This window comes from Streptomyces sp. NPDC035033 (genome assembly GCF_040636735.1).
Lineage (GTDB): Bacteria > Actinomycetota > Actinomycetes > Streptomycetales > Streptomycetaceae > Streptomyces.
Genome location: NZ_JBEZUZ010000141.1, coordinates 1 through 12,119, shown reverse-complemented (window position 1 = coordinate 12,119; position 12,119 = coordinate 1). Strand labels below are relative to the sequence as shown.

Annotated in this window: 11 protein-coding genes; 4 read left to right on the top strand and 7 right to left on the bottom strand. The window is 74.2% G+C overall.

The window, feature by feature from the left end; genetic code table 11:
- The 7 genes from AB0E83_RS33410 to AB0E83_RS33380 all read right to left on the bottom strand — a co-directional run.
- The coding region (locus AB0E83_RS33410; protein WP_362120245.1) for a sigma-70 family RNA polymerase sigma factor at positions 1 to 423 on the bottom strand (423 nt) is incomplete at its 3' end.
- Positions 424 to 561: 138 nt separating this feature from the next.
- Positions 562 to 852 carry a hypothetical protein gene (locus AB0E83_RS33405; protein WP_362120243.1) on the bottom strand — a complete coding sequence of 97 codons (291 nt, stop codon included), beginning with the start codon at positions 850 to 852 and terminating at the stop codon, positions 562 to 564.
- A 97-nt stretch (positions 853 to 949) separates the two neighbouring features.
- Positions 950 to 3,175, bottom strand: coding sequence for an NADP-dependent isocitrate dehydrogenase (locus tag AB0E83_RS33400; RefSeq protein ID WP_362120241.1), 2,226 nt, complete (start codon positions 3,173 to 3,175; stop codon positions 950 to 952).
- Between the two features lie 44 nt (positions 3,176 to 3,219).
- Positions 3,220 to 4,290 (bottom strand): phosphatase PAP2 family protein, encoded by a 1,071-nt coding sequence (locus AB0E83_RS33395; protein WP_362120239.1) that lies wholly within the window; start codon positions 4,288 to 4,290, stop codon positions 3,220 to 3,222.
- Between the two features lie 97 nt (positions 4,291 to 4,387).
- Positions 4,388 to 5,422: a LacI family DNA-binding transcriptional regulator gene (locus AB0E83_RS33390; protein WP_362120237.1), complete on the bottom strand. Its 1,035-nt coding sequence runs from the start codon at positions 5,420 to 5,422 to the stop codon at positions 4,388 to 4,390.
- Positions 5,423 to 5,510: 88 nt separating this feature from the next.
- Positions 5,511 to 5,840: a putative quinol monooxygenase gene (locus AB0E83_RS33385; RefSeq protein ID WP_362120235.1), complete on the bottom strand. Its 330-nt coding sequence runs from the start codon at positions 5,838 to 5,840 to the stop codon at positions 5,511 to 5,513.
- Between the two features lie 46 nt (positions 5,841 to 5,886).
- Complete coding sequence (locus tag AB0E83_RS33380) at positions 5,887 to 6,798, bottom strand: IclR family transcriptional regulator C-terminal domain-containing protein (RefSeq protein WP_362120233.1); 912 nt, start codon at positions 6,796 to 6,798, stop codon at positions 5,887 to 5,889.
- A gap of 255 nt (positions 6,799 to 7,053) precedes the next feature.
- On the opposite strand from AB0E83_RS33380, the gene AB0E83_RS33375 reads away from it, so the two are divergent.
- From AB0E83_RS33375 to AB0E83_RS33360, 4 genes are all read left to right on the top strand, one after another.
- Positions 7,054 to 8,724: a VanW family protein gene (locus AB0E83_RS33375; RefSeq protein WP_362120231.1), complete on the top strand. Its 1,671-nt coding sequence runs from the start codon at positions 7,054 to 7,056 to the stop codon at positions 8,722 to 8,724.
- A 136-nt stretch (positions 8,725 to 8,860) separates the two neighbouring features.
- Complete coding sequence (locus tag AB0E83_RS33370; RefSeq protein WP_362120230.1) at positions 8,861 to 9,898, top strand: serine hydrolase domain-containing protein; 1,038 nt, start codon at positions 8,861 to 8,863, stop codon at positions 9,896 to 9,898.
- 40 nt (positions 9,899 to 9,938) lie between these two features.
- Positions 9,939 to 10,469, top strand: a complete 531-nt coding sequence (locus AB0E83_RS33365; protein WP_362120228.1) for a hypothetical protein — start codon at positions 9,939 to 9,941, stop codon at positions 10,467 to 10,469.
- Positions 10,470 to 10,604: 135 nt separating this feature from the next.
- Positions 10,605 to 12,119, top strand: a 1,515-nt coding sequence (locus tag AB0E83_RS33360) for a glyceraldehyde-3-phosphate dehydrogenase (protein ID WP_362120226.1), incomplete at its 3' end; no start/stop codon positions are given.

The window sequence follows — 12,119 nt, the reverse complement described above, 5'->3', positions numbered from 1 at the left end:
CGGGATGAAGGTGTCGGCCAGCCACGCCTGGTCGTCGACGACCTCGGCGGCGTTCTTGCCGGCGATCTCCGCGTGGAAGATGTCCGGGTACTGGGCCGCCGGGTCGGCGAGGCCGGCGACGTGGTCGAGGCCGGGGACGGGGGCCTGCCGGCGTTCCCGCCAGCGGCGGCGCACCCCGTTCATGGCGATGGCGACGAGCCAGGACCGGAAGCGGGCCGGGTCCCGCAGTCCGGGCAGCCCGTCCAGGGCGCGGACCAGGGTCTCCTGGACGACGTCGTCGGTGTCGGCGTGCCCGTCGAGGGCACGCCCCACCACGTTGTGGACGAGCGGCAGGCAGGCGCGCACCAGGGCGTCCCTGGCGTGCGGATCGCCGGCGCGCGCCGCCTCCACCAGGGCGGTGGTGCGCTGCTCGTCGCTGTGCATGGATGGTGCTCCCTTACGTCCCCGGTCCGAGTCCCGTCGTGGTGGAGACCCGTGGGCGGGGCGGGGATAACACTTTCTCTCCGGCCCGGTCGCGCCCGACGGGACGCGCCCGACGGGACCGGGCCGCGGGCCCGGCGGCTAGCCGGTGGGATGGGGCAGGCGGGGGACCGTGGCCCCGCGGCCCTCCCGTACGGCCTCCACGACGGCGTCGTGGAGCTCGCGGCTCTCCTCCTCCGAAGGACAGGGGACGGGACTTCCCGACATGGTGAACCAGTCGGAGGCGCCGCTGTACTGCACGGCCACGCGTGCCTCACCGTCGGCGAAGGTCGTGTGCACGGTCAGGTCGCCCGTGACGATTCCGCCCTCGACGGTCAGCACCCCACCACGCCCGGTGTAGACACCGGCGGTCGTCCAAGATGCCCAGCTCATGCCCTCCAGGGTCACACCCGGATGGCGTACGCGCCACCGACGGGGCCGCCCCGGCCGGAAGGGTTCCGGCCGGGGCGGGCGCGCGTCGGGTGCCGGATCAGGCGAGGGACGCGACGGCCTCGTTGAAGGTGGCGGACGGGCGCATCACGGCCGCGGCCTTGGCCGGGTCGGGCTGGTAGTAGCCGCCGATCTCGGCCGGGGAGCCCTGGACGGCGTTCAGCTCCTCGACGATCTTCTGCTCGTTGGCCGCGAGGGTCTCGGCGAGCGGGGCGAAGGCCTTGGCGAGCTCGGCGTCGTCGGTCTGCCGGGCCAGCTCCTGGGCCCAGTAGAGGGCGAGGTAGAAGTGGCTGCCGCGGTTGTCGATGCCGCCGAGGCGACGGGTCGGCGACTTGTCCTCGTTGAGGAAGGTGCCGGTGGCGCGGTCCAGGGTGTCCGCGAGGACCTGGGCGCGGGCGTTGCCCGTGGTGGTGGCCAGGTGCTCGAAGGAGGCGGCCAGCGCGAAGAACTCGCCGAGGGAGTCCCAGCGGAGGTAGTTCTCCTTGACGAGCTGCTGGACGTGCTTCGGGGCGGAGCCGCCGGCGCCGGTCTCGAAGAGGCCGCCGCCCGCCATCAGCGGGACGACCGACAGCATCTTGGCGCTGGTGCCCAGCTCCAGGATCGGGAAGAGGTCGGTCAGGTAGTCGCGCAGCACGTTGCCGGTGACGGAGATGGTGTTCTCGCCGCGGCGGATGCGCTCCAGGGAGAACTTCGTCGCCTCGACCGGGGACAGGATCTTGATCTCCAGGCCCTCGGTGTCGTGCTCCGGCAGGTACCGCTCGACCTTGGCGATCAGCTGGGCGTCGTGGGCGCGCTCGGCGTCGAGCCAGAAGACGGCCGGGTCGCCGGTGGCGCGGGCGCGGGTGACGGCGAGCTTGACCCAGTCCTGGATCGGGAGGTCCTTGGTCTGGCAGGCGCGGAAGATGTCGCCCTCGGCGACCTCCTGCTCCAGGACGGTGTTGCCGTCGGCGTCGACGAGGCGGACGGTGCCGGCCGCGGCGATCTCGAAGGTCTTGTCGTGGGAGCCGTACTCCTCGGCCTTCTGCGCCATGAGGCCGACGTTCGGGACGGAGCCCATGGTCGACGGGTCGAAGGCGCCGTTCGCCTTGCAGTCCTCGATGACGGCCTGGTAGACGCCGGCGTAGGAGCTGTCCGGGAGGACAGCGATGGTGTCGGCCTCCTGGCCGTCCGGGCCCCACATGTGGCCGGAGGTGCGGATCATGGCCGGCATCGAGGCGTCGACGATGACGTCGGACGGCACGTGCAGGTTGGTGATGCCCTTGTCGGAGTCGACCATGGCGAGGGCCGGGCCCTCGGCGATCTCGGCCTCGAAGGAGGCCTTGATCTCGTCGCCGAGGCCGTGCGGGATGGACTCCAGGCCCTTGAGGACGGTGCCGAGGCCGTCGTTGGCGGAGAGGCCGGCGCCGGCGAGGACCTCGCCGTACTTGGCGAAGGTCTTCGGGAAGAAGGCGTGCACGACGTGGCCGAAGATGATCGGGTCGGAGACCTTCATCATGGTGGCCTTGAGGTGCACGGAGAAGAGGACGTCCTCGGCCTTGGCGCGGGCGACCTGCTCCGAGAGGAAGGTGCGCAGGGCGGCGACGCGCATGACGGAGGCGTCGACGACCTCGCCGGCGAGGACCGGGACGGACTCGCGCAGGACGGTGGTGGTGCCGTCGGCGGCGACGTGCTCGATGCGGAGGGTGCCGTCGGCGGCGATGACCGTGGACTTCTCGGTGGACCGGAAGTCGTTCCGGCCCATGGTGGCGACCTCGGTCTTGGACTCGGAGGTCCAGGCGCCCATGCGGTGCGGGTGGTTCTTGGCGTAGTTCTTGACCGAGCCGGGGGCGCGGCGGTCCGAGTTGCCCTCGCGCAGGACCGGGTTGACGGCCGAGCCCTTGACCTTGTCGTAGCGGGCGCGGACGTCCTGGTCCTGCTCGGTCCGCACCTCGTCCGGGTAGTCCGGGAGGGCGTAGCCCTGGGCCTGGAGCTCGGCGATGGCGGCCTTGAGCTGCGGGATGGAGGCCGAGATGTTCGGCAGCTTGATGATGTTGGCCTCGGGGGTCTTGGCCAGTTCGCCCAGCTCGGCGAGGGCGTCGCCGATGCGCTGGCCCTCCTCCAGGAACTCGGGGAAGCTCGCGATGATGCGGCCCGCGAGCGAGATGTCACGCGTCTCGACCGTGACGCCGGCCGTGGAGGCGTACGCCTGGATCACGGGCAGGAACGAGTACGTCGCCAGGGCAGGCGCCTCGTCGGTGTGGGTGTAGATGATGGTCGAGTCAGTCACCGGGTGCTCCGCTTCCACGTCTGCGTATGCGAGATTGCTCGACATCAAGATATCTCGTGATCGCGGTTCTCCGTAAAGGGCCCCACGAGCTCTCCTTGATCGGGGACTCCGGAGGCCTCCACGAAGGGGCCGCCGAGCCGGTACGCGGCGGGGCCGCCGTCGAGGTCGACGTGACGGACCAGGGCCAGCAGGACGAGCCCGCAGGCGGCGCCGACGCCGGCCGCGAGGGCCTGGCCGCAGCGGTGGGCGAGGCGGAGCTCGCCGGGGTCGTAGGGGGCGGTCGCGGGCAGCCCGAGGGTGTCGCCGAGGAGCAGGAAGCCGGCCGCGAGCCCGCCGGCGGCGAGCAGCGCGAGCGGCAGGGTGGCCGGCAGGCCGCGCAGGACGGTGCCGTCCCGGGGGCCGGGGCGGACCTTGCCGCGGCGGGCGAGGAGGGCGATCAGGCCGCACTGGACGGCGAGGGCGAGCAGGGCGGCGGAGATCACGTCGCCGGGGCGGTGGTCGCCGACGGCGACGGAGTACGCGCCGAGGACGACGGCCCACAGGGTGGCGGCGCCGACGACGAGCCCCCGGGAGTGCCGGGGCGCGACCAGGACCAGGGCGAAGGCGACGCCGAAGGCGAGGGTGGCGGTGGCGCTGGGGAAGCCGCTGGGCACCAGCGCCCCGGCGGAGTCGACGAGCCGGGGGCGGGGCGCGTACCGCTGGAGCAGTCCGGTGACGGCGAGGGAGACGGCGACGGCTCCGGCGGCGGCGCCGGTGAGGGCGTACCGCTTGCGCAGCAGGCCGAGGCCGACGAGGACGAGGCAGGCGACGACGAGGGAGAGGGTGGCCGCCCCGTGCAGGGAGGGGTGGTCGCGCAGGAAGGCGGCGAGGCGGGTGTCGGCGCGCCGGCCGGTGACGGCGGCGTCGCCCCAGCGGCGGCCGGTGGCGGTGAGCACCAGGCCCGCGTAGACGAGGGTGAGCAGCAGGACGGCCCCGAGGCAGGCGCGCCGGGTCCGGGTGCGGACCCGGGTGCTGAAGGAGCCCGCGGCCTCACCGGCCACGGCGGCGTACCACCAGGTGTCACGGGCCTTGGGCGGTCGCCGGGAGCCGCCTGTGCGCCGGTCGTAGGAAGCCATGTCCCGATTCGAACCCACGCGCGCCCGGGGCGCCCGCTGGGATCACCCGAACGACACGCGGGCGCGGGATTCCGCCGGGCCGGGCCGGGGGCGGGGCTCAGGAGGAGGCGCGGACGACGAGTTCGGTGGGGAGCATCCGGCGGGGCTGGTCGTCGGGCTCGCTCGGGGCGGCGATCTCGTCGAGCAGCAGCCGGGCCATGGTGCGGCCCATCTCCTCGATGGGCTGGCGGACGCTGGTGAGCGGCGGGTCCATGAGGCGGGCGACGGCGGAGTCGTCGACGCCGACGAGGGCGACGTCCTCGGGGACCCGGCGGCCGGCCTCGCGCAGGACGGCCCGGGCGCCGGCCGCCATCACGTCGGAGGCGGCGAAGACGGCGTCCAGGTCCGGGGCGCGGTCCAGGAGCGCGCGCATGGCGCGGCGGCCGCCCTCCTCGGTGAAGTCGCCGCCGGCGACGAGGGCCTCGTCGGCGGGGAGCCCGGCCTCGGCCAGGCCCTCGCGGTAGCCGTCGAGGCGGCAGCGGGCGCCGTACATGTCGAGGGGGCCGGTGACGGTGGCGATCCGCCGGCGGCCGGCGGCGGCGAGGTGGGCGACGGCGGCGCGGCCGGCGCCGGTGTTGTCGGAGTCGACGAAGGCGACGGGTTCGTCCTCGCGGCGGCGGCCGTTGAGCACGGCGGGCAGGCCGAGGGCGCGGACCTGGTCGGGCAGCGGGTCGTCGGCGTGCACGGAGACGAGCAGCACGCCGTCGACGCGCTGGGCGGCGAGGTACTGCTCGAAGCGCTGGCGCTCCTGGTCGCTGCGGATCAGGGTGAGCAGCAACTGCTTGTCGGCGGAGGCGAGTTCGCTGCTGACGCCGCGGATGATGTCGAGGAAGTACGGTTCGGCGAAGAGCCGGGCCTCGGTCTCGGGGACGACGAGCGCGACGGCGTCGGTGCGGCTGCCGGCGAGCGCGCGGGCGGCCCGGTTGGGGACGTAGCCGAGTTCGGCGACGGCCTTCTCGACGGCGGCCCTGGCCTGTTCGCTGACCTTCGGGGAGCCGTTGATGACCCGGGAGACCGTGCCGCGGCCGACTCCGGCCCGGGCCGCGACCTCCTCCAGGGTGGGCCTGCCGGTCTGTCGCCCGCTCACCGCCATCTGCCGCTTCTCCCCTCGGCCCCGGGCCCGCCGCCCGCCCGTACTGTGCGGCGAAACCTACCAGGCGGGCGGGCGGGTCCCGGAGGGGTCAGCCCTCGGTGGGCGCGAGCTCCGCCATCGGGCCCCAGCCCCGCTGCTCCGTCCGGACGTTGATGATCTCGGGGGTGGTGGCGACGGCCCCGGCCATGGCGGCGAGGCCGGCGGCGAAGTGGTCGGAGGCGACGTGGACGGCGCCGGCCTCGTCGTCGGCGAAGCCCTCCAGGAGGGTGTAGACGTTCGGGTCGTCGACGCTCCGGGACCAGTCGAAGAAGAGGTTGCCCGGCTCCTCGCGGGTGGCGCGGGTGAAGTCGGCGACCAGGTCGAGCCACTGGTCGGCGCGGTCGGGACGGACGGTGAAGCGGACGGCGATGAAGATCATGCCGTCAGGGTGCGCCGGGCGGGTGGGCCGGGGCCAGGCGGGCGGTTCAGGATTCCGGCAGGGCCGGAAAGTCCGGGACCGCGCGGACGAGGGCGGCCCGGACGGCACCCTGGCGGCGGGCGAAGCCGGCGGTGGGCAGGGAGACGGAGAGGGCGTGCACGATGCCGTCGCCGCGGTCGGGCACGGCGATCGCGAGACAGGTGTACGCGGGGTCCGCCTCGCCGACGGAGACGGCGTACCCCTGGCCGCGGACGGCGGCCATCTCGGCCTCGAAGCGTTCGGCGGCGGTGATGGTCCGCTCGGTGAAGCGGGCCATGCCGTGCTCGGCGAGGTAGCGGCGGCGCCGGGCGCGCGGCAGCGCGGCGAGGAGCGCCTTGCCGTGCGCGGTGGCGTGCGCGCGGACCTCCGGGCCGGGGGCGAAGGGGTGGGCGGTGTCGGTGACGGGGGCGGTGGTGTCGACGACGGTGATCAGGCCGTCGCGGTAGGCGGTGTGGTACGCCTCCGCGCCGGTGGCCCGGCGCAGCCGCCCGAGGAGCTCGCCGGTGGGGGCGCCGAGGCCGTGGTGGCGGAGGTGGGCGCGGTGCAGGGCGGGGACGCGGGGGCCGGGGGCGTACCCCTCGGCGGTCCGGACGAGGTGGCCGCGGGCGAGGAGCGGCCCGGCCAGGTGGTAGACGGTCGACAGGGCGCAGCCGAGCGACCGGGCGAGGGCCTTGGCGCCGACCGGCCGGCCGGCGTCGGCGACCAGGTCCAGCAGGTCCAGCGCCCGCTCCACCGACCGCGGCCCGACACCGCCCGCCGGGTGCGGGCCGGCGTCCGGACCGGTGTCCGCGTCGGGGCGCGGGCCGAAGGGCGGGGCGACGTCCGGACCGGGGTGCGGGGCGGCGTCCGGGCCGGAGGACGGGCGGGCGTCCTGGCCGGGGCGCGGCTCGGGGTGCGCGGGCTGGGCGGCGGCGGGCATCCGGACAGGATATCGGCGGGGCCGGGCGGCCCGCGGGCACGGGCCCGGGGGCCGCTCCCGCACCCTGTGTGGCGGAGCGGTTCCGGGGCGTATCGCCGCAGGTCAAACATGCTTTATGTGCATTTGACACTCTTTCGGCGTACGGTCGTGGGGATCCCCTTGTCCCCGACGCACCCGGGAGAACGCGTGCCCCGCCCCAGGACCGACCATGCCCCGACGCCCTCCGGCGCCCGCCGCCCACGGTGGCGGGCGGCCGTGATCGCGACGGGCGTGGTCGCCGTCGCGGCGGGCGGGCTGTACGTGGCCGGGCTGGTGACCACCGGCGACGACATATCCGCCGGCACCCGCGCCGGCGGCGTCGACATAGGCGGCCTGAGCAGGGCCGAGGCGGCGGAGCGGCTGCGGGCCCAGGCCCCGGCCGCGTGGACCGCGCCGATCCCGGTGAAGGTGGGCGAGCGGACGGAGAGCGTGGAGCCGGCCGCCGCCGGGCTGACCGTCGACGCGGAGGCGACGGCCGAGCGCGCCGCCGACCCGTCCCGCGACCCGTTCACCGTCATCGGCCGGCTCTTCTCCTCCGGCGACCGCGAGATCGAGCCGGTCTTCACGCGGGACGCGGCGAAGACCGACGCGGCCGTCGCCGCGCTGGCGAAGCGGAACGACCGCGCCGTCAAGGAGGGTTCGGTCGCCTTCCGGGACGGGAAGGCCGTCGCCACCCGGCCCGTCGCCGGGCAGAAGCTGGACACCGCGAAGGCCTCCGAGGCCCTGCGGGCCGCCTACCCCGCGGCCCCCGGCGCCGGCGCCGTGGTCCTGCCGGTGTCGGTGACCCCGCCGAAGCTGGCCGCCGCCGAGCTGGACCGCTTCCTCGACGCGTACGCGAAGCCGGCCGTCTCCGGGCCGGTGACGCTCTCCGTGGGCGACCAGCGGCTGAGCATCTCCCCCGAGACCCTGGGCGACCACCTGACGGTGAAGGACGAGAACGGCCGGCTGACCGGCTCCCTCGACTCCGCCGCGCTGCTGCGCGACCCGGACGTCGCCCGCCCGCTCGCCGCCATGACGGGCGCGCCGGTGGAGGGCACCCTCGGCGTGCGGGACGGCAAGGTCGTCGTCGTGCGGGAGGGGAAGCCGGGCCGCGAGGTGACCTCGCGGGCGCTCGGCGAGGCCGTGGACCCGCTGCTCACCCGGACCGGGGCCGCCGCCCGCACCGCCTCCGTGGCGACCAAGGTCACCGAGCCCCAGGTGAGCACGGCGAACCTCGCGAAGCTCGGCATCACCGAGCAGATGTCCACCTTCACCGTGAACTTCCCCACCGCCCCCTACCGGACGGTGAACATCGGCCGGGCCGCCGAGCTGATCAACGGCTCGCTGGTGCAGCCCGGCGAGATCTGGAGCTTCAACGAGACGGTCGGCGAGCGCACCGAGGAGAACGGCTTCGTCGACGGCACGATGATCCTCGACGGCCGCTACCAGGAGGCGCCGGGCGGCGGGGTGTCGGCGGTGGCGACCACCGTCTTCAACGCGGTCTTCTTCGCCGGCGTGCAGCCGGTCGAGTACGGCGCGCACTCCTTCTACATCGAGCGCTACCCGGCCGGCCGGGAGGCGACCGTCGCCTGGGGCAGCCTGGACCAGCGGTTCCGCAACGACACGGACAAGCCGATCTACATCGCGGCGAGCGCCACGGACTCCTCGGTCACCATCACCTTCTACGGCACGAAGAAGTACGACTCCGTGGAGGCGGTGGCCGGTCCGCGCACCAACGTGACCGAGCCCGGCAAGCGCGAGGCCACCGGCGAGAAGTGCGTGCCGCAGGAGCCGCTGGAGGGCTTCGACATCGCCGTCGACCGGGTCTTCAAGAACGGCGGCCAGGAGGTCAAGCGGGAGACCTTCAAGACCCACTACACCCCGCGCGACGAGGTCGTCTGCAACTGACCGCCCGCGCCCGCCGGTTCTTCCGGAAGGGTGTCCTCCCGGGCCCGGCAGGGCATGCATGCCTGCGTGCGGCCCGCTCGGGCCGCGGCCCCGCCGCGTACCCCGGCGGGCTGCACCGATCCTGCGGAGGCGTGCCGTGGCGGAGCGCAGCGAGGTACCCCCCTACGCCCGGCTGCTGGCCGGCGCGGTCCGGGAGGGCGTGTGCCCGGGCGCGGTGTGGGCGGTCGGGGACGCGGCCGGGACCCGGTCCGCGGGGGCGGTCGGCGTGCCGGACCCGGCGCGGCCGGCGGAGCCGGTCCGTCCGGACACCCTCTACGACGTGGCGAGCCTGACGAAGATCCTCGCGCTGTGGGGGGTCGTGGGCACCCTGGTGGAGGCCGGGAAGCTGGACCTGTCGGCGCCGCTCGGCGCGTACTGGCCGGCGGCGGCCGGGCGCCCGGTCGGCGACGTCACCGCCCGCCATCTGCTCACCCACACCGCGGGGATGCCGCTCCGGGCCAACCTGCGCTTCCTGTACGGCTCCGATCCGCAGGACGTGCGGGACGGGGTGCTCGCCGAGCCGCTGCGGCACCGGCCGGGCGCGGCCGTGGCGTACACCGACCGGGCGGCGCTGGTCCTCGGCTGGCTGGCCGAGCACCTGACGGGCCGGCCGCTCGCCCGGCTCGCCGAGGAGCGGGTCTGGGCCCCGCTCGGCATGCGCGACACCCGCTACGGCCCGCTGCCCCCGCGGGCGGCGGCCCGCTGCGCGCCGACGGAGTACGACGAGGAGACCGGCCGCCGGCTGAGGGGCACGGTCCACGACTTCTCGGCCCGTCTCCTCGGCGGGGCGTGCGGGATCGCGGGCGTCTTCACCACGGCCGGCGACACCGGCCGCTTCCTGCGGGCGGTCCTGTCCCCTCCGCCCGGCACCTTCCCGGCCGCCTGGACGGCCGCCTCGCTCCGCGTCGCCACGGGGACGCTCGACCCGCCGCGCGGCCTCCTCTGGCACCCGGCTCCCGGCACGGGCCCCGAGGACGACGTCTGGGCGCACTTCGGCTTCACCGGCACGGCGATGTGGGTCTCCCCCGCCCGCGCCCGCTGGGCGGTCCTCCTGACCAACCGCCTGTACCTGACCCGCGACCCGGCCCCGCTGGCCCGGGTCCGCGAGGCGTTCCGGGCCCACGCCTTCGCGTGAGGGGCGGGGCGTTGTCGGTGGCGGGTCCTACGGTGCCGCCATGGCGAACTCCTACACGACGCTGTGGACCGACGCCCTGTGCCGGGAGCTGAAGCGCTCCGGTCACGAGGGCGCGCGGCTGACGATCCTCTTCGGCGGGCCGTACGGTTCGCTGCCGAGCTTCCTGCGGGCCGGGGTGCGTCCCGGCGACACGGTCCACCCGGTGCGGGCCCACCGCACCCGGCTCCACGTGCTGGGGGCGATGGAGGTGTCCCGGATCCTTCCGTACGAGGAGGCGGGGCCGGAGCTCGCCGACGAGGACTACGCGAAGCTGATGGACTGGCGGACCCTCAAGACCGGTGCCGTCACCGAGGTGCTGCTCGGTCCGCCGGGCTCCCCGCTCTCCTTCGACACGGTCGTCCCCGGCGACCTGCTGGAGCGGCTGACCTTCACCTCCCGCCGGGGCGAGCGGACCCTCAAGCACGTGGAGGACGGGAGGCTGACCCGGTCGAACGGCCTCCAGGGCGTGTACCGGCTGGCGCCCGGCTCCGCCGCCGAGCTGCGCCGGCTGGTCGCGGACCGGTTCCGGTGAGGCGGCCCCGGCCGGCCGGCGGCCGACCGGCGACCCGGACGTGTGAGTTCGCGGACACCCGTTCGGCCCCCCTTGCCGGGCCGAAGGAGCCGGGGGTTACCATATGAGCGCCGTCTAGCTCGAAAGATAACTCTTGTGACTGTCAATGATGACTCGTTCACCAGCTGGAAGAACCGTGAGGAGATCGCGGAGTCGATGATCCCGATCATCGGGAAGCTGCACCGTGAGCAGGACGTCACCGTCCTCGTTCACAGCCGCTCCCTGGTGAACAAGTCGGTCGTCAGCATCCTCAAGACGCACCGCTTCGCCCGCCAGATCGCCGGCGAGGAGCTCTCGGTCACCGAGACGCTGCCTTTCCTGCAGACGCTCACCACGCTCGACCTCGGCCCCTCGCAGATCGACATCGGCATGCTCGCCGCCGAGTACAAGGCCGACTCGCGCGGCCTGACGGTCGAGGAGTTCACCGCGGAGGCCGTCGCCGGCGCCACGGGCGAGAACAAGATCGAGCGCCGTGACGGCCGGGACGTCGTCCTCTACGGCTTCGGCCGCATCGGCCGCCTCGTCGCCCGCCTCCTCATCGAGAAGGCCGGTTCGGGCAACGGCCTGCGCCTGCGCGCCATCGTCGTGCGCGGCGGCGGCGAGCAGGACCTCGTGAAGCGCGCCTCCCTGCTGCGCCGGGACTCGATCCACGGCCAGTTCCAGGGCACGATCACGGTCGACGAGGCGAACGGCACGATCGTCGCCAACGGCAACACGATCAAGGTCATCTACGCCAACGACCCGTCCGAGGTCGACTACACGGCGTACGGCATCGAGAACGCCATCCTGATCGACAACACCGGCAAGTGGCGCGACCGCGAGGGCCTCTCCAAGCACCTGCGCCCCGGCATCGACAAGGTCGTCCTGACCGCGCCCGGCAAGGGTGACGTGCCGAACATCGTGCACGGCGTCAACCACGACACCATCAAGCCGGACGAGCAGATCCTGTCCTGCGCCTCCTGCACCACCAACGCCATCGTCCCGCCGCTCAAGGCGATGGACGACGAGTACGGCGTGCTGCGCGGTCACGTGGAGACCGTCCACTCGTTCACGAACGACCAGAACCTGCTGGACAACTACCACAAGGCCGACCGCCGCGGCCGTTCCGCGCCGCTCAACATGGTGATCACCGAGACCGGTGCCGCCTCGGCCGTCGCCAAGGCGCTGCCGGAGCTGAAGGCCCCGATCACCGGCAGCTCGATCCGCGTCCCCGTCCCGGACGTCTCGATCGCCATCCTCAGCCTGCGCCTGGGCCGCGAGACCACCCGCGACGAGGTCCTGGAGTACCTCCGCGACGTCTCGCTGCACTCGCCGCTGAAGCGCCAGATCGACTTCACCACGGCCCCCGACGCCGTCTCGATGGACTTCGTGGGCTCGCGCCACGCCTCCATCGTCGACGCCGGCGCGACCAAGGTCGACGGCGACAACGCGATCCTGTACCTGTGGTACGACAACGAGTTCGGCTACTCCTGCCAGGTCATCCGGGTCGTCCAGCACGTCTCGGGCGTCGAGTACCCGACCTTCCCGGCCCCGACCGCCTCCGGCAAGGTCACCGGCACCAGCGGGACGCTGCGCCGGTACCGGGTGCAGATCGAGGAGGGCGTGGACCTG